The sequence below is a fragment of the Campylobacter concisus genome (assembly GCF_003048405.1).
GTDB classification, from domain to species: Bacteria; Campylobacterota; Campylobacteria; order Campylobacterales; family Campylobacteraceae; genus Campylobacter_A; species Campylobacter_A concisus_Q.
In genome coordinates, this window is record NZ_PIQS01000001.1 from 219498 (window position 1) to 242218 (window position 22721).

The 22721-nt window shown below is 38.6% G+C and carries 22 protein-coding genes; 15 read left to right on the forward strand and 7 right to left on the reverse strand.

Features of this window, described 5'->3' with window-relative positions:
* Positions 1 to 59 precede the first annotated feature (59 nt).
* Positions 60 to 722, forward strand: a complete 663-nt coding sequence (locus CVT18_RS01145; protein ID WP_103628421.1) for a lipid-binding SYLF domain-containing protein — start codon at positions 60 to 62, stop codon at positions 720 to 722.
* Positions 723 to 813: 91 nt separating this feature from the next.
* Here the strand turns inward: CVT18_RS01145 and CVT18_RS01150 are convergent, their stop codons facing one another.
* A complete protein-coding gene (locus tag CVT18_RS01150) occupies positions 814 to 1023 on the reverse strand; it encodes a hypothetical protein (protein ID WP_103628420.1) in 210 nt (69 codons plus the stop codon).
* A 150-nt stretch (positions 1024 to 1173) separates the two neighbouring features.
* Here CVT18_RS01150 and CVT18_RS01155 point away from each other — a divergent pair, with 150 nt between their 5' ends.
* From CVT18_RS01155 to modD, 10 genes are all read left to right on the forward strand, one after another.
* Positions 1174 to 1620 carry a Fur family transcriptional regulator gene (locus tag CVT18_RS01155; RefSeq protein ID WP_021091224.1) on the forward strand — a complete coding sequence of 149 codons (447 nt, stop codon included), beginning with the start codon at positions 1174 to 1176 and terminating at the stop codon, positions 1618 to 1620.
* Between the two features lie 100 nt (positions 1621 to 1720).
* Positions 1721 to 2044: an HMA2 domain-containing protein gene (locus CVT18_RS01160; RefSeq protein ID WP_021091233.1), complete on the forward strand. Its 324-nt coding sequence runs from the start codon at positions 1721 to 1723 to the stop codon at positions 2042 to 2044.
* The gene (locus tag CVT18_RS01165; RefSeq protein WP_103628419.1) at positions 2037 to 2687 is read left to right on the forward strand and encodes a ferritin-like domain-containing protein; all 651 of its coding nucleotides are present in this window, start codon (positions 2037 to 2039) and stop codon (positions 2685 to 2687) included. The genes CVT18_RS01160 and CVT18_RS01165 overlap by 8 nt, the downstream gene beginning before the upstream one ends.
* The gene (locus CVT18_RS01170; protein ID WP_103628418.1) at positions 2680 to 3030 is read left to right on the forward strand and encodes a hypothetical protein; all 351 of its coding nucleotides are present in this window, start codon (positions 2680 to 2682) and stop codon (positions 3028 to 3030) included. Before CVT18_RS01165 ends, CVT18_RS01170 begins: the two co-directional genes overlap by 8 nt.
* A 9-nt stretch (positions 3031 to 3039) precedes the next feature.
* The gene (locus CVT18_RS01175) at positions 3040 to 3354 is read left to right on the forward strand and encodes a hypothetical protein (RefSeq protein WP_021091246.1); all 315 of its coding nucleotides are present in this window, start codon (positions 3040 to 3042) and stop codon (positions 3352 to 3354) included.
* Positions 3354 to 3677 (forward strand): oxidoreductase, encoded by a 324-nt coding sequence (locus tag CVT18_RS01180; protein ID WP_087585277.1) that lies wholly within the window; start codon positions 3354 to 3356, stop codon positions 3675 to 3677. Before CVT18_RS01175 ends, CVT18_RS01180 begins: the two co-directional genes overlap by 1 nt.
* Positions 3661 to 5736 (forward strand): heavy metal translocating P-type ATPase, encoded by a 2076-nt coding sequence (locus tag CVT18_RS01185; protein ID WP_103628417.1) that lies wholly within the window; start codon positions 3661 to 3663, stop codon positions 5734 to 5736. The genes CVT18_RS01180 and CVT18_RS01185 overlap by 17 nt, the downstream gene beginning before the upstream one ends.
* A gap of 14 nt (positions 5737 to 5750) precedes the next feature.
* Positions 5751 to 7214 carry an alanine/glycine:cation symporter family protein gene (locus CVT18_RS01190; RefSeq protein ID WP_234410250.1) on the forward strand — a complete coding sequence of 488 codons (1464 nt, stop codon included), beginning with the start codon at positions 5751 to 5753 and terminating at the stop codon, positions 7212 to 7214.
* Positions 7215 to 7226: 12 nt separating this feature from the next.
* Positions 7227 to 7487, forward strand: a complete 261-nt coding sequence (locus CVT18_RS01195; protein ID WP_087585279.1) for a helicase — start codon at positions 7227 to 7229, stop codon at positions 7485 to 7487.
* A 1-nt stretch (position 7488) separates the two neighbouring features.
* Complete coding sequence (gene modD / locus CVT18_RS01200; protein WP_103628415.1) at positions 7489 to 8322, forward strand: ModD protein; 834 nt, start codon at positions 7489 to 7491, stop codon at positions 8320 to 8322.
* 360 nt (positions 8323 to 8682) lie between these two features.
* On the opposite strand, the gene CVT18_RS01205 is transcribed toward modD, so the two are convergent.
* The 4 genes from CVT18_RS01205 to abc-f form a co-directional block, all read right to left on the reverse strand.
* A complete protein-coding gene (locus CVT18_RS01205) occupies positions 8683 to 10623 on the reverse strand; it encodes a BCCT family transporter (RefSeq protein WP_107824122.1) in 1941 nt (646 codons plus the stop codon).
* 125 nt (positions 10624 to 10748) lie between these two features.
* Positions 10749 to 12194 (reverse strand): DKNYY domain-containing protein, encoded by a 1446-nt coding sequence (locus CVT18_RS01210; protein WP_103628413.1) that lies wholly within the window; start codon positions 12192 to 12194, stop codon positions 10749 to 10751.
* Positions 12191 to 13708 (reverse strand): DKNYY domain-containing protein, encoded by a 1518-nt coding sequence (locus tag CVT18_RS01215; RefSeq protein ID WP_107824123.1) that lies wholly within the window; start codon positions 13706 to 13708, stop codon positions 12191 to 12193. The genes CVT18_RS01210 and CVT18_RS01215 overlap by 4 nt, the downstream gene beginning before the upstream one ends.
* Before the next feature lie 43 nt (positions 13709 to 13751).
* Positions 13752 to 15683: a ribosomal protection-like ABC-F family protein gene (gene abc-f, locus CVT18_RS01220; RefSeq protein ID WP_103628411.1), complete on the reverse strand. Its 1932-nt coding sequence runs from the start codon at positions 15681 to 15683 to the stop codon at positions 13752 to 13754.
* Between the two features lie 102 nt (positions 15684 to 15785).
* Here abc-f and CVT18_RS01225 point away from each other — a divergent pair, with 102 nt between their 5' ends.
* The 3 genes from CVT18_RS01225 (at position 15786) to CVT18_RS01235 (ending at position 18302) form a co-directional block, all read left to right on the forward strand.
* On the forward strand, positions 15786 to 17105 hold the full coding sequence (locus tag CVT18_RS01225) for an MATE family efflux transporter (RefSeq protein WP_103628410.1): 1320 nt from the start codon (positions 15786 to 15788) through the stop codon (positions 17103 to 17105).
* A complete protein-coding gene (locus CVT18_RS01230; RefSeq protein WP_103628409.1) occupies positions 17060 to 17743 on the forward strand; it encodes a SprT family zinc-dependent metalloprotease in 684 nt (227 codons plus the stop codon). The genes CVT18_RS01225 and CVT18_RS01230 overlap by 46 nt, the downstream gene beginning before the upstream one ends.
* Positions 17744 to 17816: 73 nt before the next feature.
* Positions 17817 to 18302 carry a tetratricopeptide repeat protein gene (locus CVT18_RS01235; protein ID WP_107824124.1) on the forward strand — a complete coding sequence of 162 codons (486 nt, stop codon included), beginning with the start codon at positions 17817 to 17819 and terminating at the stop codon, positions 18300 to 18302.
* A 139-nt stretch (positions 18303 to 18441) separates the two neighbouring features.
* Here CVT18_RS01235 and CVT18_RS01240 read toward each other — a convergent pair whose 3' ends face one another.
* On the reverse strand, positions 18442 to 20508 hold the full coding sequence (locus CVT18_RS01240) for a TRAP transporter permease (protein ID WP_103628407.1): 2067 nt from the start codon (positions 20506 to 20508) through the stop codon (positions 18442 to 18444).
* Positions 20509 to 20591: 83 nt separating this feature from the next.
* Positions 20592 to 21533, reverse strand: coding sequence for a TAXI family TRAP transporter solute-binding subunit (locus CVT18_RS01245; protein WP_103628406.1), 942 nt, complete (start codon positions 21531 to 21533; stop codon positions 20592 to 20594).
* 315 nt (positions 21534 to 21848) lie between these two features.
* Here CVT18_RS01245 and CVT18_RS01250 point away from each other — a divergent pair, with 315 nt between their 5' ends.
* Positions 21849 to 22721: a phosphate ABC transporter substrate-binding protein gene (locus CVT18_RS01250; RefSeq protein ID WP_103628405.1), complete on the forward strand. Its 873-nt coding sequence runs from the start codon at positions 21849 to 21851 to the stop codon at positions 22719 to 22721.

The window sequence follows — 22721 nt, forward strand, 5'->3', positions numbered from 1 at the left end:
ATTTTTACCATTAGTTTATTTTAGGCTATAATAACGAAAAATTTAAGGAAGGAATTTTAATGAAAAGACTATTAATAATATTTCTTGCTGGTTTATTTTTCACGCCAAACTTAAACGCTGATGTGATCCAAAATCAAAAGCTAAAAAATGCAATAAATATTTTAAATGCTTTTGGTGCGAGAAATTTAAAGCCAAACACTAAATTTGAAGGCATAAAAGCAATCGCCATAATCCCTGATGTAACAAAAGCAGGCGCTATCGTTACTGGCTCAAAAGGTAAAGGCGTATTTATCGCTAAAAACGATGATGGTGAATGGTCAAGCCCATTTTTTGTAAATTACACATCTGGAAGCATAGGCTTGCAGATTGGTTACAGCTCAGCTGACATGATCATCTTATTTAAAAATTCAGAAGCTTATGCAAATTTATTTAATGCAAAAGATACGATCAGTCTAAAAGCAGAAGCAACTGGTGGCGTTGGTAATGAAGTAGCGATCACAAGTGATTTGCCTGAAATTTCAGCATTTGCTGAGGAGCGTGGCAAGACAAGTGGTGCTTTTGTAGGAGTTAGCTTAGATGTAGCAAGGCTAAAAATAAACAGACAAGATACAAATGATTACTATGAGCGAATGTATGATTTTGAAAATATCTACAACAATAGCCCAAAAGCTAGTAAATACACACTAAAATTTAAAGAAATAATCTCAAAATATTTCTTATAGCTCAAATTTCTTGGCTCATTAATTGAGTCAAGAGCTCTTTTTATTTTTACTTTTTTGATTAATTTTATAGAAGTTATGGCTTAGCTTTTTGCTAAACCATAAATAATGAAATAAAGCGTTTTTTAGGGATTGGAGAAAATTGAGTCATATACTCAAACGCTTCTTCGTAATCGCCATCTGTATATTGTGCAACTTGCTCGATAAGCTCGTAAAGCTCCTCATCGTCCATAGAATCAAAACTGCCTCTATTTTCTAAAACCTCTAACAAAACGGCGTCTAATTCAAGCTCGTCGTAAGTCATTTTATTCCTTAATTTTGATTTAAAAAATGCGACACTATACCAAAACAATCTTATAAAATACTTTACTTGAAATTCGTAAGAAATTTTATGCTTTTTTTATAAGTAAAGTTGTAAAATCCTTATATTCATTATCATTTTAGTTAGGTTTTTGTGGATAATTTTGAACTATTTTATAAGCATTTTAAAGAGTTTTTAGAAGCCTTTGGGCAGAAAAGCTCAGAGTTAAAAGAACAAATTTTGCATGTACTTTTCATTAGCAACTCTCATCTAAGTGCTCAAGAAATTTCTTCAGAAATTTACAAAATCCACAAGAATGAAATTTCAATGACATCAATTTATTCTTTTTTAAATTTTCTCGAAATGCATCATCTTGCAAATTGTTTTGAAGAGAATGGAGTAAAGAAATTTGAACTAAATTTAAAATCATCGCACGATCATTTGATATGTGAAATTTGTGAAAAGATAGTTGATTTTGAAGATGAGATAATAGAGCAAAGGCAAGAGCAAATTTGCAAAGAAAAAAATTTTAGCGAGCAGTCGCATACAATGATACTTTATGGTATTTGCAGTGATTGCCAAGAGAAAAATGAAAATTAAATTTTATCATTTCATTTTACTTTTTGATAATGAAAAACAAAAAAATTTCAGATTTATTTAAGCTGTGAAATAGATAATACGCAATTAAAAAAGGATGAAAATGGATATAAAAACACAAACTTTAGCACAAGTTGCAAGCTATTTTTCAATGATAGCTCACACAAACGGCAGACTAAGAGTAAGAGTTAGTCCAAAGATAAAAGAGCTAAGTAGTAGCGTAAATTTAGCTAGCTTAGATGATGTGATAGCTCAGATAAATGGTATAAAAAATGTAAAATTTAACAAGCTAATCGGCTCTGTAACGATCGAATATGATCATGAAATTTTTCCAAAAAACCTTTGGGAAGATCTTTTAAAAGGGCAAAATTTAGAAGAGATTTCAACTAGAGTAAATGAAGTTGCAAAAGAAGTGAAATATGCTTAATGAACTTTTAAATGCATCATATACCAGCGAAAAGAACGCACTTAGCTTATATGAAATTTTAGCTTCATTTGGTGATGTTTTTAACGAGATCACAAATATCAGAAAAAATGCGATCATCTTGATAGAAAAATTTGCGAGTGCTCATGATTATGAGCTTGCTTGCGAAAATGAAGCTATATTTTTGCCAGCAAAAAATAAAGAAGATGCGCTAATACAAGCTTTAAACTACGAGTTAGAGCTAAATAAAATGTATGAAAAATTTTGTGAAAGCTTAGATGATGAAGAGCTAAAAGATCTATTTTTTAGACTTTGGGCTACTTCAAATAACGAATACGTCGCCTCTTTAAAGCAACGCTTAAAAGAAATTTATAGTGGCTGTGAAATAAAAAATGAGCTAAATTTAAATGAAATTTCACAAAATTTTGAGCAAAATGGCATAACAAATATTTTAGAAAACTATCAAAACGACTTTAATGAGATAACTAAAAGCTTGCAAAATATCGCGAGTGGCAAAGCTGATAAAAGCGAGTTAGCAAAGATAACCAACAATCCAAATTTCTCGTTTTTTAGCGGACTTGCGCTTGGAGCATTAGGCATTTCAGTAGTTAGCAAAAATTTTAATAAGGATGAAGAAAATGAATAATTTACAAAATCAAACAAAGAAAGGATTTAAAATGGCATTACCATTTTTAGCAGGTTTAGCAGTAGGCGGTTTAGCAATAGCTGCTTGGAATAAAAGAGATAAGATCAAAGAGTACGCCCAAGATGGCTTAGATAAAGGCAAAGAGGCTGCAAAAGATCTTTACAAAAAAGGTAAAAGTGTTGCAAAAGATGCAAAAGACTTTATAGTAAAAGAAGAGAAAAAAGTAAAACGTGGTGCTAAAAAAGTAGAAAAAGAGGCTGAAAAAGTGGCAAAGAAAACAAGAAAACCACGCGCTAAAAAGCCAACTACTCCAAAAGCTATCACACCAAACGATATAGCATAAGGATAGAGAATGCAAGAAAATAGTCTTTTTACACTTTCAAGCACAAGACTTCCATTTGATCACTTCATCAGCGGTGCTTTAATCGCTGGCATGGGTGCAGCTGCACTTGGCTTTAGCGACTATCTAAATAATAGAGCAACTAAAAAAGATGTTGCTAAAAAGATAGCAAAATACGCTGTAACTGGTGGTTTCGTAGGTGCTGTTGGCATTCATGCTTCAAATTTAATAGCACAAAAAAAATATCTAAATGCAGCAGCTTTTACAGCAGCTGGCATCGGCGGTCTTTTGATAGCAGAAAAACTAATAAAATTGGAGAGTAAATAATGAACAACCCTTACATCAATGAAGAAAACGTAGCAAGTGAGACTGTAGCTAACAATGCAGCAGCTACTCAGCCAAGCGCAATCGATAATGCAATAAACAATGCAGCTCAAAATTTGCCATTTGTACCTGAAAATTTTAATGCTGCTGGCTTTGTAAAAGGTCTAGTTTTAGGTGGTATCGCAGCTTATGTACTAACTAATCCAAAAGCACAAGAGTGCGTATTTAAAGCGATTATCAAAGGTGGCGAGCTTATAAATGCTGGCATAGAAGAACTAAAAGAGCGTTTTGAAGATGTCAAAGCAGAACTTGACTCACAAAAATAAGATCACTCTAGCTCACAAGAGTAAAAATAGAGCGAGGTTTATTTGCGAGAGCCTAAACGCTAGAAGCGACGTCAGTGCTATCGAGGCTGCGATCTCGGAACGAACTGATGCACTAAGTGTTCGTGTAAATAAATACGCAAAAAGTATTGTTGTCGAGTTTGATAAAAGCTATGAGAAAATTTTAGATTTTATAAAAAGCTATGATTTTCCAACAAAGGCAAAAGATCCAAATTTGCCAAGCAAGGCAAATATCTATAAGGCTGCTACTGCACTTGGCATAACGCCATTTATGAGTAATAAAACTCTAAAATCAGCCGTGACTCTTTATGCCACAGCGCCAAATTTAATAGAGGGTGCAAAAGAGCTAAGGCATGAGGGCGTCACTTCAAAAGTACTTGAGGCAACTGCCATTGGTACTAGCCTAGCAATGGGCGATCATTTAGCAGCAAATAGCACAAATTTGATGATAAATATCGGCGAATATATGGAAGAAAGTGCTAGCCACAGAAGTGATGATCTCATCAAAGAGCTAGCAAAACCAAATATCGAAGAAGTCTGGGTCGAGAGAAATTTAAATGGTGAAAAGACGCTTGAAAAGGTAAAAACCGAAAATTTAAAAAAGGGCGACATCGTAGTAGTCGGAGCTGGTGAGACGATAGGCGTTGATGGTTATATCGTTGAAGGCAACGCCGACGTAAATCAAGTCTCAATGACCGGAGAGGCTGAACCTATACCAAAAGCTAGAGGCGACCGTGTTATAAGTGGCACTGTTGTCGATGAAGGTAGGATAAAAATTTGGGCTGAAAATGTAGGTAGCGACACAGCGACAGCTAGGATCAAAGAGTACATACAAACTTCACTCAATGAAAAATCAGCCATTGGTGTAAAAGCGTTAAAACTAGCTGATAAACTTGTACCTGTTACGCTCTCGCTTGCTGGACTTTCATACATTATAAATAAAAATATGAATAGCGTTGCTAGCGTACTTCAAGCGGATTACTCTTGCGCATTAAAGCTTGCTACACCAGTTGCTTTTAAATCAAGCATCTCAAAAGCAGGCAGAAACGGCATTCTTGTAAAAGGGGCGAAAGCTATCGAGGCTTTAAGCACAGTTGATACATTTGTTTTTGACAAAACTGGTACTTTGACACATGGACGCCTAAGCGTAGTTGAAATTTACTCATTTAAAGAGGGCTTTTCTCAAAATGATATATTAAATTTAACTGCAAGTGCCGAGGAGCACTACTTTCATCCAGTAGCTGAAGCAATAGTTGAAGCTGCAAATAAGCGTGGTTTCCACCATATTCATCACGATGAAGTTGAATTTATCGTAGCTCACGGCGTAAAAACTGCGATGCACGGCAAAGAGGTGGTTATAGGTAGTAGACACTTTTTAGAAGATGATGAGATGATAAGCTTTAAAGCTCATGAAGCTTTAATAAGTAAAGCATTAAATAGCGGTTTAACCTTACTCTACGTAGGATATGATAAAGAGCTGGTCGGCGTCATTGCTATGAAAGATGATATGAGAGAAAACGCAAAAGACATGGTGGCAAAACTACGCAGTCTTGGCGTAAAAGAGGTCGTCATGCTAAGCGGCGACATCAAAAGCAAGGCTGAAGAAGTAGCACGTGAGCTTGGACTTGATAGGGTCTATGCGGAGTGCTTACCAACAGATAAAGCAGCTATTATCGAAGAGCTAAAGAGTGAGGGCAAAAAAGTAGCCTTTGTGGGAGATGGCATAAATGATGCTCCAAGCCTAACTAAAGCAAATGTGGGCATAAGTATGCACAAAGGTGCTGATATAGCTAAAGCGACGGCTGACATAAGTCTTTTAAAAGACGATATCATGAGCGTAGCTCTCGTAAAAGAGCTTGCAAATAAAACAATGGATTTAATTAGCTCAAATTTCCGCTCAACCGTTGGCGTAAACACAGCTATACTAAGTGCTGCGACACTTGGTATGTTAAATCCAATAGCAACTGCCATGCTTCATAATGGCACAACGATTTGGCTTTTATTAAATTCAATGAAGGGCGTAAAATTCAAATCAAAATAAATTTGAAAGGGTAGATGGTGCTTGATAGTTTCTTAAATTTTTTAAACGGCAAAATGGACATAGCCAACGACTTTTTATATGGATATTTTTTAGTCATTATTCTTGTGGCTACGGGAATTTATTTTAGTTATTTGACTCGTTTTGTGCAGTTTAGGATGTTCTTTGAAGCTTGCAGGGTCTTGGTTGAAAAAAAAGACAAGTACAACAAGCACCATTTAACGCCATTTCAAGCACTTATGATCTCGACTGCTTCGCGCGTTGGCATAGGCAATATTGCTGGAATTTCAGCTGCTATCGCCGCGGGCGGTCCTGGTGCTCTTTTTTGGATGTGCTTGATGGCATTTTTAGGATCAGCTTCGGCTTTTATAGAAAGTACACTAGCGCAAATTTATAAAACAAAAGACGTTTTTGGGTTTAAAGGCGGTCCAGCTTATTACATCAAAAATGGACTTGGCGTAAAGTGGCTAGCTTCGCTTTTTGCGGTTATTCTCATCATCACCTACGCATACGGCTTTAACGGCCTTCAAAGCTACACCATGACATCAGCGTTTGAAATTTACTACGACAAAGCTGGTAGCAACGTTAGCTTTGCACAAAGCGGCCTACCTGTTGGCATCGGCCTTATTCTTACGGCATTTGCGGCGGTAATGTTTTTTAGCAAAAGTCACATCATCGGTAAAGTAAGCTCATACATCGTGCCGTTCATGGCACTTGCCTACATCTCGCTAGCACTTATTGCTATCGTTTTAAATTTCAAAGAAATTCCTGATGTTGTTAAGATGATTTTAGAAAATGCCTTTGATTTTAAAGCGATATTTGGCGGATTTGCCGGCAGCGTGATCGTAATAGGCATCAAAAGAGGCCTTTTCTCAAACGAAGCTGGCATGGGTTCAGCTCCAAACGCAGCAGCTGCAGCACATACTAGCCACCCAGTAAAACAAGGCCTGGTTCAAGCAATGGCAGTCTTTATAGACATGACGATATGTATCGCCTCTGGTATGATCGTGCTATTTTCACAGGCCTATCTTACGAAACAAACTGGCTCAAGTGGCGAGGTGCTAACAGCACTTCCTCTCGTTCAAGCCGCAATGAAAGAGTATTTTGGTGAATTTGGAGTTCATTTTACCACTCTTGCAGTCGTACTTTTTGCCATCACTTCGCTTATTGGCAACTACTACTACGCTCAGGCAAATATGAAATTTTTAACCAAAAACCACAAGCTTACATTGCTATTTAAGATAACAGCTGTCGTTATGATATTTATTGGTGCTCAGATGAATTTAAAACTCGCTTGGAATATCGCTGATATCACAATGGCTGCAATGGCAACTATCAACATCATCGCTATATTCTTACTTTCAAAAGTAGTGATAATAGCAGTCAAAGACTACGAAGCTCAAAGAAAAGCTGGGCAAAATCCAGAATTTGACCCAGAAAGTCTTGGTATAAAAAATACAAGTTGCTGGAATAAAAACTAAATGGAGAAGAATTTGAAAAACGAAACAAAAATAAGTGGTAAACTACTTGATATAAACACTCATAGACAAGTATCAAAAGTCGGTATGGGCATCACTTTAGCCTCAGTTTGCTTAAGTGCCCTTTTTATGAAAAGAAATAAAAGCATTAAGAAATTTCATGTTGCTTCAGGCATTGCATTTACCTGCTTTGCTCTTTATCATGCTGGGCTTTATGATAATGGAATCTTCAAAAAAATGATAATAAAAGCAAAAAATGAGGTAAAAAAGGCATAAAATGACACTTAGCGACGCAGAAATTCTAAGCTATATAAACGAAGATATACCTTACTTTGATCTTACTACGTCGCTTCAAAATATCGATAAAAATGCCTTACTTGAAATTTATTCACGCGATGAAATTTGTGTTAGCTGCGTTGATGTAGCCGCTAGCATCGCGAGGTTACTTTCATGCGAAAGTCAAATTTTTGTGCAAAATTCTCAAATTTGCAAGGCTGGCGATGTGATCATAAAAATTTATGGAAACTATGAAAACGTGCATAAGGCTTGGAAGTTAGCTCAAGTCGCACTAGAATATGCCAGTGCCATCGCAACTTATACAAATAAAATGGTAAATGCCACAAAGTACGTCAATGAAAAATGTGAAGTGTTGGCAACTAGAAAGAGTTTTCCATTTGCTAAGAAATTTTGCGTAAAAGCCGTACTTGAAGGCGGTGGTGGCATCCATAGGCTTGGGCTTAGCGATAGTATTTTATTTTTTAAAAACCACATGAAAGCCTACGGTAGCTTTGATAAATTTTTATCGCATTTGCCAGAGTTTAAAGCAAAAATGGCTGAGCGAAAAGTATGCATTGAAGCTGAAAATTTAGACGAAGCAAATAAGCTTTTAAAAGTAAACTGCGACGTCGTGCAGTGCGATAAATTTAGTCCAGAGCTCATCGAAAATGTACTCTCTTTAAGAGATGAGATTTCGCCAAATACCATTATCCTAGCAGCTGGTGGTATAAATTTATCAAATGTAAAAGAATACGCAAAAGCCGATGCGATAGTAACGTCAGCTATGTATTCAAAAGGCGTTGCTGATATCAGCACCAGACTTGAGATTTTATAAATTTTTACAATGACCGATATAGCAAAACATCTATCAAAGTTAAAAATTTACAGAAAATGCATTTTGGCTCTGGAATTTGAACGATACGCAACAAAAAATTAACATTTTTTATTTCAAATTTATCTCATAGCTACAAGCAAAAATACAAACTAATAAAGTTAAATTTTCTAATTTGTTTTCTCTAAAAAATAATAACACTTATATTTCGCTTTACACCATGTGCATATAAAACTCAATTAAAATTTTAAAATTTATAAACAAGCGCATCACACTTTTAAATTCAGTAACAAACGATAACGAGTGAGTAAGATTTATAATTTGCCTAGAAATTTTCAAATTCCAGGCAAATTTAAGTCAAGCCTACCTTCTAACGACATGCAAAAACTGCATATGTTTGCGGTACTGCTCGATTACGTCGTTTATCAGCGTGGCCTCGCTCCAGCCAAGCACGTCGTAGTCCTGACCGCCCTCTTTTAGATATACCTCGGCTCTGTAGTAAAGATCGTCGCCCTCAAGCTCTCTCGTGTAGTCCGGGCTCTGGCTTTTGGTGAGATATACGCCGTATCTAAAGTCCATCTCATCGCCAAGTTCGACGTTTAAATTTACGAAATTTTCAGCCTTTGCGACATTTGCCTCAAGGCCGTTTTTGGCAAATTCCTCTTTTAGCTCGTTAAAAGCTTTTAGCACGACTTCGTTTAGAAATTTACTGCCGTCTTTTTTGCTAGGTAGCGTGATGATCGCGCTTAGTCGCTCTTGCCAAGGCTTTGAAAGATCGCTAAGAGGCATGTTGTTAAAGTTATTTGTCTCTTTTTTGGTCACATCGACGCGCAAGGCTTTAAATAGCCCGTAAATGGCGCCAAGTAGCACGATAGCGAACGGCAACGCCGTAGTTATCGTAAGTGCTTGAAGCGAGCCAAGGCCGCCGGCTAGCATCAAAAATGCCGCCACGACGCCCACTGTAACGCCCCAAAAGACCTTTTGCCAAACCGGCGTATCGTCCTTGCCGTTTGAGCAAAGCATGTTCATCACGATCGCCGCTGAGTCGGCCGAAGTGACGAAAAATATGACGATCATAAAGACTGCGATCGTGCTTAGCACGCCTGAAAAACTAAATTTCTCCAAAAACATAAAAAGCGCCAAAGCCGAGTCGGAATTTACCGTGCTCGCAAGCTTGCTAAAGCCACTTTGCACAAGCGCGATCGCCGAGTTACCAAAAAAACTCATCCAAGCAAAGGTAAAGCCGGTTGGCACGAAAAGCACGCCTATGACGAATTCTCTTATCGTCCTACCCTTTGAAATTTTGGCGATAAACAGCCCCACAAACGGCGACCAAGATAGCCACCAAGCCCAGTATAGCAGCGTCCAACCGCCAAGCCAGCTCTCATTTTGCCTCTCATAGGCGTAGAGGTTAAAGGTGTTTGAAATAAGCGTCGAGACGTAGTCGCCGCTGTTTTGTACAAACGACTTTAAGAGCTGCGTCGTATCGCCCAAAAATAGTATCAAAAACATAAAACATATAGCTAGCGCGATGTTTGCGTTTGATAAAATTTTTATCCCCTTATCCACGCCGCTTGCCGCTGAGATGGTCGCTGCAAAACAAAGCACGATAAGAAGCGTAATATGCATGGTCGGTAGGCCAAAAACGTGCGTAAGGCCGGCATTTACCTGAAGTACGCCGTATCCTAGCGAGGTCGCTACGCCAAAAAGCGTCGCCACGACGGCAAATGTGTCGATGGCGCTACCTATCTTGCCGTAAATTTTATCGCCGATGATCGGATAAAACGCCGATCTAAGCGTGAGCGGCAAGCCGTGCCTATACGAGAAAAAGGCTAGAATTAGCGCCACGATAGCATAAACCGACCATGCGCCCATACCCCAGTGAAAGAAGGTGATATTCATAGCAAGCTTTTGCGCTGCGATAGTTTGCGCGTCGCCGAGCGGCGGATTTAGATAGTGCATGAGCGGCTCGGCCACGCCAAAAAACACAAGTCCGATGCCCATACCGGCGGCAAAAAGCATAGAAAACCACGAGATATTTTTGTGCTCCGGCTTTACGTGATCGGCTCCGAGCTTAATCTCGCCAAGCTTGCTAAAGCCAAGGATGATGATGCTTAGAAGTATGACGGCGACGGCCAGGATGTAAAACCAGCCAAATTTGGCCGCGATGTAGTTTTGCATACCCTTAAAAAACTCATTTGAGAAATTTGGAAATATCGCTGCAAATGCCGCTATTAAAAATATGATAACAAGCGATGGGATAAATACTGAATTATTAAATTTTGACCTTTGAAATTTAAACATTTTTCTCCTTTTTATAAATTTCAGTTTTGCCTTAAAATAACAAAAAAGAGTAAATAGGCCAAATTTTCTCTTTAAATTTTTATGAAATTTTAAGCTTTAGCCACCAAAAATAGCTACTTTTAAATTTATCTCAAGTCGCTTTTATCTCTCTTTGGTTTTGCAAGAGTTGTTAGCGCTATGACGACAAAAGCGATGCCAAATGTGATATACAAAATGATCTTTGGCGAGTCATACTCTATCCTCGATCTTGCGACCTCTTCGCCGCTTACCTCCACTAGCTCACCGCGTTTTATCATCTCGCTGATATCTTTTGCGCTGAGCTCTTTAGACGCTCTTGTTAAAATTTCTATGACACTAAGCTCTGCCACCTCATAAACGCTGTGCTTTATGCAGTAAAATGGCTTTATCTTGCTAAAAAAATAGAACTTATCGCCATTTGCATAAACTGCGCCATATTCGCCATCTTTTACCAGCCCTACTTCGCGCCAAGAGCTGCTTGGGGCAAATTTATATAAAGATACAGTTTGTGCCTCTAAGTGACTGCCATGCTTTGAGCGCTGCCACTCTTCGCCTTGCTGCAAGAAATATGCTGAATTTTCATCTACAAAAACGTCAGCATAGAGCCTTTTTAGCTCGCCTTTTAGCTGGTAGTCTGAAATTTTAGCTTGCTCGTTTTTGCTGCTATCCCAAAAGTAAATTCCATCTTTGCTGGCAAAAAGAGGCCAAAACGAGTGCACGTTATCCACGCTATAAATGGCACTATAAGGCATATTTTGAGCGTTAAATTTATGCTCATTTGCAAACGCCGCCCCACTTTTTGGTTCAAAAAGATATTCTATGTCATGCTTAGGGTCGTAACATATCTGGCACACCTCATCTGTGTAGCTCGCATCAAGCTTATAAAAGCCTAAAAATAGGCTTTTGCCGTCTGTGTAATATCCGCTAGGAGCGCCATTTTCTGCCGTGATGTATCTTAGCTCGCTAGGCTTCGCGTCAAGCTTTTCGCCCTTGTAGTAAAGTATGCTGCCATCTCTTGCAAAGCTAGCGTCAAATATAGGCTCTAAATTTGCACTTTCAACCAGCTTTGTCCTATAAAAATATGAGCTATCATCGTAGCTTTTTATAAAGACATGAGCAAGGCTTTTCATGACGGCGATAAATTCATTAAATCCAGCCTTTTTCTCACTTCTAGAGCTGCAATAATAGCTTATCTTGCCGTCGCTTATATAGCCATTGCCAAGCGCTTTGGTGCTGCTTGGATCAAGACCAGGCAAAATTTCTCTAGCGCAATAGACACTGTTTTTATCAGCCGCTGCGTTTGAGTAGTCATACGCGTGTTTTAGCTTTAAGACCCTAAAACTAGCCTCATCGACGCCTTTTAGCTCATACTTGCCACTGCCTGAAATTTGAACGTAAATTTTACCCTCAGGCGAGCGGTAAAACTCGCTATTATCAATGTTTGCAAAGCCTCTTTGATGCTCTCCCTCACGCCACAGATAAAGCATAGCCAAAACAAAAAATAGTGTCAAAATGACAAAAAGATAAAGGATCTTAGTCGCAATTTTTCTCATAATCTATAATCATCTACCTTTTTTTTAAGCTTTTTTGCTTGCTTTTTATTTTTAAAAATAGAGCCAACCACCGAGACTATAAATGCGATGGCTAAAAATATCCAGTAGCCATATTTTTGCGAGTAATCATCAAAGTCGCTTATCGCATCGATCACCACCTCGCCATCAGCTGGCACCATAGCGCCTTGATCTACCATTTTTACTATCTCATCAAGTTTTAAATTCTTAACATTTGGGCCATAAGGACGAGTGAGAATTTCAACCACGCCAAGGTCGTTTATATCATAAACGCTGCTGTTAAAATGCCAGCCGTAGCCGACGTTATCAAAATAATATGTCTTATCTCCGTTTGCATAAACCGCTCCGTAGCCATCGTTTCTTACAAGCCCTATCTTTCGCCACTGCTCTTTTGTATCAAGCCTTACGATGCAAGTGTGGCGTGAGCTTAGGCTGTGATCATTTTTCGTGTTGTGCCAAATTTCATAGGTTTTTAGAAAATATGTCTTGCCATCACTTATCACCACGTCACCATATAGCGGCGTTATCTCGCCTTTAAATGGATCATCTCCGTCTCTTACAAACTCGCCCTCATCTATGCTGTTATACCACTGCCACTTTCGCTCCCAGTGATAGATACCGCCTTTGCCACGAAAAAGAGCGTGATAGGCGTGCTCGTCTTCTAGGTTAAAAAGCGGCTCGTACGGGGCAAATTGTGGGTCAAATTCGTGATCATTTGCATAGACCATGCCAGAATTTGGCTCATAAAGATAGTGAATGCGCCATATCTCGCCGATATCACGCATTTGCGGGCTAAATTTGATCCCTAGTTTTGTGCTGTCATAATAGACATTTTCTCCGTCAGTTGTAAAATGCACGCTCTTTCTGCCAGATGCCTGCTCGATGTAACGCATTTTGCTGGCATTTGCGCCCTCTAGCTCTTTGCCCTCATGATAGACCCTCACGCCGTCGCTTGCATAGCCAAAGCCTAAGATTGGAGATAAATTTAGACTATCAACTTGTCTAAATTTATAGATATGGCTTTGTGCTTTTGGTGTGTTTAAAAGTGCGTGCGAGATCATCTGCCACGCTTCTATAACTCCCCTTATCTCAAGATTTGGTACACTTGCGCTATTGCAAAAATAAGTCATCTTACCGTCGCTAAAGTATCCATTCCCAAGAGCTCTTACGCTTTTAGGACCAAGTCCGCTCATAACGAGGTTGCCACAATACACCGCCTCATCGCTCATGCCGACGTTTCTATTATCGTATTTGCCAGTGTCTAGATATTTAAATTTACTGGCCTTCACGCCTATTAGCTCAAATCTACCGCCACTTGGAACCATGGCATAGACTTTATCATCTTCGGTGGTATAAAATACACTACCTCTTATCTCTTTAAATTTATTCCTATCTTCATCTATATAGCCAGTAGAAATAAACATAAACGCATAAAGACAAAACAAAATAAGAGCAAAAAATAAGATTATGACGATTATTGGATATTTTTTTATCATTTTAAACCTGCAAATGACTTCATCTTGCGATACTTTATCTTCCCTACTCCAGCCCCTCGGCAATCTCTAGCACTTCAAAATAGTCATTTTCAAGCTCTTCAAGCTCGGCTTTTGCCGCTTCTAGCTCGTTATAAAGCGTGGTAAGACCTAGTTCTTGATAAATTTTAGGGTCGCTTAGAGCCTCGTTTAGCTCGGTTATTCTTATTTCAAGGGCTGAAATTTTATCTGGATATGTGTTTAAAATTTGCGTTTGTTTATAACTTAGTTTTACGCCAGATTTACTCTTTTGTTTGGTTTCATTTTGGCTATTTGAGAGCTCTTTTTCAAATTTATCAAGCTCTTTCATCTCATCTTCAAGCTCCAAATAGACGCTATACTCTTCGTGCAAGACATTTATCTTCGTGCCCTCAAACGCCCAGAGTTTGCTCGCCATCTTATCGACAAAATATCTATCGTGGCTAACAAGCAAGATCGCCCCCTCAAAGCTTTGTAAGTAGTCCTCTAAAATATTAATAGTTGCGATATCAAGGTCATTTGTCGGCTCGTCAAGCACCAGCACATCGTAAGTTTTGGTAAAAAGCATCGCAAGTGCGACACGGTTTTTCTCGCCGCCACTTAAAACGCCTATCTTTTTATCCAGAAATTCCTTTGGAAAGAGGAAATTTTTAAGATAGCCATAAACGTGCATATTTCGCCCACGAACAAGCACGTGATCGCCGCCGTTTGGGCAAAAGGTCTCTATAAGGCTCTTTTCATCGTCAAGGACATTTCTAGCTTGATCAAAGTAGCCGATACTCACCTCGCCTCTTTTTATCTCGCCGCTACTTGGCTTTTCAAGTCCTAGCAAAATTTTAAGTAGCGTGCTTTTGCCGCTACCATTTCGCCCCACTATGGCGATCCTCTCGCCTTGTAATACCCTTGCGTCAAATTTTTCAAAAAGCACCTTGCCGTCTATGCTTTTGCTTAAATTTTTAAACTCAAAGAGCATTTTTTTGCGGTTTTGGCTCTGCGTTTGGTTGAAATTTTTACTCGCACGCTCTAGCTCAAGTCTCACACGCCTTATCACGCCTGGGTTTTTCTTGGCTTCTTCTCGCATAGCAAGCACCCGCTCTTTTCTACCCTCGTTTCGCTTTAGCCTAGCTTTCACGCCTCTTCTTAACCACTCCTCTTCAGCCTTTAGCTGTTTTAGCAGAGTCTCATGCGACTTTGCAAGGCTTGCTAAAATTTCCTCTTTTTTGGTTAGATAGTTTGCATATCCACCCTCGAAATTTTTTAAGCTTGCATCCTCAACCTCAACGCACCTGGTTGCCAGCGCATCGATAAAATACCTATCGTGGCTTATAAAAACTATGCTTTGATTTGAGCTTTTAAGCATATCTTCAAGAAATTTGACCATATAGACATCAAGGTGGTTTGTTGGCTCATCAAGTAGCAGCACATCTGGCTTTTTAAGGATGAGCGCACCCAGTGCCACGCGTCTGATCTCGCCGCCACTTAGCGAGCAAATGGGTCTGTTCTCATACTCTTTTAGCTTAAATTCTTGCAAAATTCGCTCGATCTTATGCTCGATATTCCAGCCGTCCTTTGCCTCTATAAATTTTAAAAGCCTCTCCTGCTCTTTTAAAATTTCTTTGTTCTCTGGGTCATTTGCTAGCAAAACGCCGCTCTTTTCATATTTGCTTATCGCGTCAAATATCTCTTTTAGCTCGTTATTTAGCGCCTGCCTTACGGTAAAAGTTGCGTTAAAATTTGGAGTTTGTGCCAGCATTTCGACGCTTATTAAACTCTGCACTATGCGCCTACCACTATCAGCTGCCACCTCGCCAGAGATGATCTTCATAAGCGTGCTTTTACCGCTGCCGTTTTTACCGATGATCGCTATTTTTTCATTTTCATTTACACTAAAATTTACAGCGTTTAAAATCTCATTTGCACCAAATTTTTTACTTACGTCTATCAGGTCGATTAATGCCATTTTTCTCTCATTTTTTAAATTTCTCGCGATTATATCAAAAGGGAGCTAAAACCTAATTTTGGCTATAATCGCCAAAATTTTGAAATAATTAAGGAAAATTTAATGAACTTATCTATGAGAAAACTCGTAGTTCCGATATTTTTGGATATGTTTTTACACTTCATTACGCTCATCATCAACACCTACATGGTTACAAAAGTGAGTGTGCATCTAGTTGGTGCAATGGGTGCTGGCAATCAAGTGATGGATCTTTTTATGACCATTTTTAACTTCCTAAGCATTGGCTGTTCAGTCGTCGTCGCCCAAGCGCTGGGAGCTAAAAAGAACGATCTTGCCTCAAACGTTATACACGCAAGTATCACGTCAAATACGCTCTTTGGTATCTTCTCAGCTATCATTATCTACGTCTTTGGCTACAACATCTTAAATTTACTAAACGTGCCAAAAGAGCTTATAAATGATAGCTTCTCATATCTTCACATCCTTGGCTTTGCCCTACTTTTTGATGGCATCGGCATGGTGCTAGCTGCGGTGCTTCGTGTTTATAACCTGGCAACTGCTGTAATGCTAACTTCGGTTTTAATGAACGTAATTACGATTTTAGGCAACGCTATCTCCCTTTTTGGCTGGTTTAATCTGCCAAATTTAGGCCTACAAGGAGTTGCTATCTCAACACTTGTTGGCAGACTAGTAGGCATTTTTGTGCTAGCTTATATGCTAAGTCAAAAGGCAAAAGTTAAAATTTATTTTAAAAAGCTACTTGTCGTGCCATTTGAAATTTTAAAGAAAATCCTCTCAATCGGCCTTCCAAGCGCAGGTGAAAATTTACTCTGGATGGCGCAATACATGGTCGCTTTTGGCTTTGTGGCAAGCATGGGCGAGGCTAGCCTTAGCGTGCAGACCATTTACTTTCAGATCACGCTTCTTATCTTGCTTTGTGGAGCGAGTATCAGTGTGGCAAACGAGGTCATCGTTGGGCATTTAGTTGGAGCAAGCGAGTTTAACGAGGCCTATACAAGGACATTTAGAGCGCTAAGACTTGGAGTTTTTATCACACTCGTAGTCGTGCTTATAGCTTATGCACTAAAGTATCAAATCATGGACGCACTAAATTTAAACGAAAATTTACGTGCGATCATGCTACCGCTTTTTACACTTTCGATATTTCTTGAAGCGGGCAGAACCTTTAACATCGTCATCGTAAATGCCCTTCGTGCAAGCGGCGACGCAAAATTTCCACTCATAACTGGCCTTATATTTATGTGGGGGCTCTCGCTGCCACTTGGATACTTTTTGGGCATCTATCTTGGTTGGGGGATCATCGGCGTTTGGATAGGTTTTTGTGCTGACGAGTGGCTAAGAGGCCTTGCAAATACATGGCGCTGGAGAAGCAAAAAATGGCAATCAAAACGCCTAGTTTGAAGCAAAAAAGCGCAATTTTAGACTTTTATGGGCTAAGCGTCTTAATAAATTTTAAAAAAAATGTAAGAGCCATGCGCCTAAGAGTTGGCAAAGATGCTAAAATCACGCTTTCTATGCCATTTTACAGCACACAAAAGATAGCTCTTAGCTTTCTTGAGATGCACAGAATTTGGCTTGAAAATACTTACAAGAAAGCTCTTGCAAATTTACCAAAAGATGATGAGATGAAATTTCTTGGGCAAGTTTATAAGATAAAATTTGATGAAAATTTTAAAGAGCCATTTTTTGATGGCGAGTTTGTCTTTACGCCAAATTTAAAAAGCCTTGAGAGTTTTAAAAAAATAAGAGCAAAAGAGCTATTTTTAGAGCTTGTAAGCTATTTTCAACCTTTTATAAACAAACCAATCAAGCGCATCGTCATACGAAATAGCAAAACTCGCTGGGGTAGTTGCAATCACAAAAAAGGCTATATAAACCTAAGCCTAAGACTCATAGAAAAACCGCTCTCAGCCGTGCGCTACGTCGTTCTTCACGAACTAACACACATGCTCTATCCACATCATCAAAAAAGTTTTTACGATTTTATAGAAAAAATCATGCCTGATTATAGAAAGCAAGAGCAAATTTTAAAAGCGTAATTATTTTTCATCAAGTAAGTGTAAAAATTAATATGCTAAAATTGCATGTTAATTCACAAAAAAGGGAATTTCAATGAAAAAAATGATTTTTATCTCAATATTAGCTGCTTGTGCTTTTGCAGGTAACTTTGAAGATGGCCTAAAGGCATATGGGAGCTCGAATTTCAAAGAAGCTTTAGCAAAATTTAAAGCAGGATGTGCAGAAAATGATGCAAAATCATGTGTAAAAACTGGCGCCATTTATCAGCTAGGCAAAACAGCTCTACCTAATCCAAGCAAGGCCTTAGAGTACTATAATAAAGCTTGCGAAGTTGGTGAGGTTGAAGGTTGCTCGGCAGCTGGTGGGCTTTATCTAAATACTGAGCCGCAAAAAGCAAGAGAACTTTTTAATAAAGCTTGTAATAAGAATGATGGATATTCTTGCGAGATGGTAGGTTCTATCTTGATAGAAGCTAAAGAATTTAAAAAAGCTTATGAATTTTTAGTAAAAGGCTGCGAATTAGGCGATAAGATGTCTTGCGAATTTGCAGGAGATCTAAGACGCTCAAAACAACTATAATTTTTAGGCTTACGAGCCTAAAAATTTCTTAAAACAAAAAATCCAAAAAACACTTATTTTAAATAAAAATTACTCAAAGTATAAAGGTGGCTCTAAAAATTTATATTAGAAATTTAGGCAAGAGTACTCTTGCCTAAGATTAGATTATTTTTATTTGATCAAGTGGTTTATCTTTAATACCCCATTGAGTCATAAAAACAAATCCATAAAGTACAGCAGCCACGATATAAGCAGTGTATTCGTTTGGTATAAGATTAAATTTCGCACATATATTTGGTACAAGAGCTAGTGGCACAACAGGGATCAAAAGAATACGCTCCCAGATCCTAAGCTTTGTAACATAGTAGCCTTGAAGTAAGCTTGAAAATGCAAACATTCCTACGATCGCCATACCAAAGACAAGTAAAATTTCAAGCGGATTGCTCATCCAAACGATCCCTTTTGAATCAAGCGGATCGCCCTCGTTTACGCTTTCTATCAGCATAAGTTTGTTGTTAAAGAAAAAGGCAAATGGCAAGATCGCCGTTCTTAGATCATAAAAGAATCCTTGAACACCAACAGTTATAGGATTTGCTTTAGCAATACCAGCTGCTGCATAAGCTGCGATACCAACTGGTGGCGTGTCATCAGCTAAAATTCCAAAGTAAAAGACAAAAAGATGCACAGCAATGGCTGGGATTAAAAAGCCATTTTTGTGCGCTAAAAATAAAATAACAGGTGCCACAAGACTTGAAACTACAATGTAGTTTGCCGTCGTTGGAAGACCCATTCCTAGTATTAGCGACATCATCGCAGTAAGAAGCAATATCATAACTATATTATCACCAGCAAGTAACTCAACTAGATCTGAAAGCACCTGACCAAGGCCAGTTAGAGAGATAGAGCCCACGATAATACCTGCAAGTGCGGTTGCTATAGCGATCGTTGTCATGCTTTTTGCAGCTGCAACCATCGCCCAAAATATATCTTCAAAGCCTATTAACACATCATTTATTCCAACTTTTTCGCCACTTGCTAGCTTTTTAGTTGGCTCTTGAAAGATCATTATTAAAAATAAAAATCCAATCGCATTAAAAGCCGCCGAGATAGCTGATTCTTTTGCGATTAGCAATGTATAAAGTAAAATCAAGATCGGCGTTATGTAGTGAAGACCGCTCACAAAAATTTTAAATCTTGAGTGAAATTCGCTCTGATCTATGCCTTTTAGCCCAAGCTTTACGCTCTCTAAATGCACGATAAAAAATAGCGACAAATAGCACGCAAATGCAGGAATTACCGCTGCCATCATAACATTTGTATATGTCATGCCTAAAAACTCAGCGATGATAAAAGCAGCTGCACCCATGATCGGAGGCATGAGCTGTCCATTTACGCCAGCTGCAACCTCGATAGCACCAGCTTTTGTGCGCGAAAGACCAGCTTTTTTCATAAGCGGTATGGTAAATGTACCAACAGTTACGACGTTTGCTGTTGAGCTACCTGAAACCATGCCTGTTAGGCCACTTGCGATGACTGAGGCTTTGGCTGGGCCACCTCTATATTTGCCAAGAAGCGAGAAGGCTAAATTTATGAAGTATTGTCCAGCTCCTGCCCTTTCAAGCAATGAGCCAAAAAGTACAAAAAGGTAGATAAAACTAACGCTAACGCCTATAGGCACACCAAAGACACCCTCTGTTGTTAAAAACATATGTCCTGCGATCTTTTCTAGGCTAGCGCCCTGGTGAGCGATTATGTCTGGCATATAAGGGCCAAAGTGATCGTATATCAAAAATATAGCGCAGATGATACCAAGAGCTGGCCCCATCACGCGTCTACCACCCTCAAGCAAGATAAAAATAGCGATAAATGAGATGATCACATCTTGCTTGATATAGTCCCCCGTCCTATCAGCAAGCTCGTAGAAATATACTGCTGGATAAAGTACGGCAACAACGCCTACCACGCAAAAAACTAGATCGTAAAACGGCAAACTAGAATGTGCCTTTTTATGAAAAGTGACTGGATAGAGCAAAAATACAAGCCCAACCGCAAAAGCTAGGTGCACTGAGCGTGAAATGTTAGTATTTAGCGGAAAATACGCTATATAAAGCTGAAAAACCGACCAAGAAAAGCATACAATCGCAATGAAATAGTTGTAAAAATTGCTATTTATCTCCCTTGTCTTTACTTCGACAAATTGTTCTTCGTTGTCTTTGACTTCGTTCATCTCTCTCCTTTAAAATTTAAATATATAAATTAAAAATTTGTATATTTAAATTTTATCCAGAGGCAAAAGCCCCTGGAAATGGATTATTTTAAGATACCAGCCTCTTTAAATGCAGCCTCTGCAGCTGGGTGAAGCGGAGCTGAAAGACCTTGAACAAGATCTTCTTTGTTTACTGATTTTAGCGCTGGGTGAAGAGTTTTATACTCATCAAAATTGTCTAAAATAGCTTTTATCACAGCTTTTACAGCCTCATCTTTTGTATCTTTATTAGTTACCAAAACAGCCTTTACACCGATAGTATTTACATCGTGATCAACGCCGTCATATGAACCTTTTGGGATCACACCTTTCGCGAAGTATGGCTTCTCTTTAAGAAGATTATCGATCTCGCTGCCTTCGATATTTAGGATATCGATCGGCAAAGATGTCGCAGCATCAGTGATGTTTGCGGTTGGGTGGCCGACAACAAAGCTATAACCATCTATCTTTTTATCTTTTAGTGCATGTGGGCATTCGCCAACTGTTAAAACACCGCGGTAGCCTAGTTTTGAAACGTCAAAGCCTTTTGCTTTAAAGACTTCAAGCGTGCTCACTTCGTTGCCACTGCCTGGGTTTCCGACGTTGTATTTTTTGCCTGTAAATGAAGCAAGATCACTTGTAAGACCGCTATCTTTTGCTACAACAAATGCAAGAAGCTCTGGATAAATGGCAACTACTGAGCGCAAATTTTCATCTTTTGCTCCGTCAAATTTGCCAGTGCCGTTAAATTTATCATAGACAACGTCACTTTGAACAAAGCCAAATGTAAGCTCTTTTTTCAAAACGTTATTTACGTTATAGACTGAGCCGCCAGTTGATTGGACTGAGCATTTTACATTAGTATTTTTGTTTGCTAAACGGCAAATCGCTCCACCTATCGGATAATAAGTGCCTGTCATGCCGCCAGTACCGATACTGATAAATTCTTTTGCTGAAAGAGTTGTTGCTAAAAGCAAGCCAGCAAGTGCCAAAGAAGTAGTTTTCATCTAAGATCCTTTCAAGAAATTTAAGGCTATTTTATTCTATAAATTTAGCTTTTTACCTTATTTAATATGATATTTTCATGCCGTTTTAGTAAAGTTGCAACCATTCTACACAATCAAGACTTAAAAAAATATTTTCTTAAGACTAAATTTATATTTATTTATTAGTCAAAATAAATTTGATAAACCAGCTATTTAAATATCATTTTTTATTGTATAATCCACCGCAGTTCTAAGTTTTAGAAAAAACTGTTGCAAATTTACAACTAATCAATAGCTTTTACAAATGTTAATAACAATCAAATTTTGGAGGTTTTTATGAAAAAATCACTTATGTTGGCCGCTTCTATGCTGCTTTTATCTTTAAATTTCGCTTCTGGTGCGGACGAAAAAACGCAAGTTAGCTTTAGTGGCTCATCTACGCTAGCTCCAGTCATCGCTAAAATTTCAACCGACTTTATCGAAAAGTACGAGACTTGGGACAAAGTAGATAGCACTTTGCCAAACAAAAATATCACCATCTTTGTCTCAGCTGGTGGCTCTGGTGCTGGCGTAAAAGCTGTGCTTGATCATGTCGCTGACTTTGGCATGCTAGCTCGCGATATAAAAGATAGCGAAAAAGCAAAGATAAAGGACATGAAAGCCTATACGCTTGGCATAGACGCACTTTGCGTGGCTGTAAACCCAGAAAATGAGGTGATAAAGCTAAAGGGCGGAAATTTAAACAAAGAAGAGATCGTAAAAATTTTCTCAGGCGAGTACAAAAAGTGGAGCGATCTTGACAAATCCCTACCAAATGACGAAATAGTCGTAGTTACAAGAGATCTTGGTGGCGGTGCTCACGAGGTATTTCAAAAAAAGATCATGAAAGATGTCAAAGTTAGCAAAAACGTCATCCAATCACCATCAATGGGCGCACTTGTATCAAAGATCATAGAAAATAAAAACGCTATTGGCTACGCATCTTTTGGTATCACAAATCAAAACAAAGGCAAACTAATACCGCTAAATGTTGACGGCGTGGAGCCAACTGTGAAAAATATAGTTGATGGCAAATACTACATCTCTCGTCCGCTTATCATCGTAAAAAGTGGCGATCTAAGCAAGAGCGAGCAAATTTTTGTAGACGTTCTAAATTCAGCCGAAGGTCAAAAGACTATCGAAAAAATGGGATTTATACCAGTAAAATAG

Bases quoted from the DNA above. Each gene is read 5' to 3' on its own strand.
- CVT18_RS01145 (WP_103628421.1), top strand. From the start codon at position 60: ATGAAAAGACTATTAATAATATTTCTTGCTGGTTTATTTTTCACGCCA.
- CVT18_RS01150 (WP_103628420.1), bottom strand. From the start codon at position 1,023: ATGACTTACGACGAGCTTGAATTAGACGCCGTTTTGTTAGAGGTTTTA.
- CVT18_RS01160 (WP_021091233.1), top strand. From the start codon at position 1,721: ATGGATATAAAAACACAAACTTTAGCACAAGTTGCAAGCTATTTTTCA.
- CVT18_RS01165 (WP_103628419.1), top strand. From the start codon at position 2,037: ATGCTTAATGAACTTTTAAATGCATCATATACCAGCGAAAAGAACGCA.
- CVT18_RS01170 (WP_103628418.1), top strand. From the start codon at position 2,680: ATGAATAATTTACAAAATCAAACAAAGAAAGGATTTAAAATGGCATTA.
- CVT18_RS01175 (WP_021091246.1), top strand. From the start codon at position 3,040: ATGCAAGAAAATAGTCTTTTTACACTTTCAAGCACAAGACTTCCATTT.
- CVT18_RS01180 (WP_087585277.1), top strand. From the start codon at position 3,354: ATGAACAACCCTTACATCAATGAAGAAAACGTAGCAAGTGAGACTGTA.
- CVT18_RS01190 (WP_234410250.1), top strand. From the start codon at position 5,751: ATGGTGCTTGATAGTTTCTTAAATTTTTTAAACGGCAAAATGGACATA.
- modD (WP_103628415.1), top strand. From the start codon at position 7,489: ATGACACTTAGCGACGCAGAAATTCTAAGCTATATAAACGAAGATATA.
- CVT18_RS01205 (WP_107824122.1), bottom strand. From the start codon at position 10,623: ATGTTTAAATTTCAAAGGTCAAAATTTAATAATTCAGTATTTATCCCA.
- CVT18_RS01210 (WP_103628413.1), bottom strand. From the start codon at position 12,194: ATGAGAAAAATTGCGACTAAGATCCTTTATCTTTTTGTCATTTTGACA.
- CVT18_RS01215 (WP_107824123.1), bottom strand. From the start codon at position 13,708: ATGATAAAAAAATATCCAATAATCGTCATAATCTTATTTTTTGCTCTT.
- abc-f (WP_103628411.1), bottom strand. From the start codon at position 15,683: ATGGCATTAATCGACCTGATAGACGTAAGTAAAAAATTTGGTGCAAAT.
- CVT18_RS01225 (WP_103628410.1), top strand. From the start codon at position 15,786: ATGAACTTATCTATGAGAAAACTCGTAGTTCCGATATTTTTGGATATG.
- CVT18_RS01230 (WP_103628409.1), top strand. From the start codon at position 17,060: ATGGCGCTGGAGAAGCAAAAAATGGCAATCAAAACGCCTAGTTTGAAG.
- CVT18_RS01235 (WP_107824124.1), top strand. From the start codon at position 17,817: ATGAAAAAAATGATTTTTATCTCAATATTAGCTGCTTGTGCTTTTGCA.
- CVT18_RS01240 (WP_103628407.1), bottom strand. From the start codon at position 20,508: ATGAACGAAGTCAAAGACAACGAAGAACAATTTGTCGAAGTAAAGACA.
- CVT18_RS01245 (WP_103628406.1), bottom strand. From the start codon at position 21,533: ATGAAAACTACTTCTTTGGCACTTGCTGGCTTGCTTTTAGCAACAACT.
- CVT18_RS01250 (WP_103628405.1), top strand. From the start codon at position 21,849: ATGAAAAAATCACTTATGTTGGCCGCTTCTATGCTGCTTTTATCTTTA.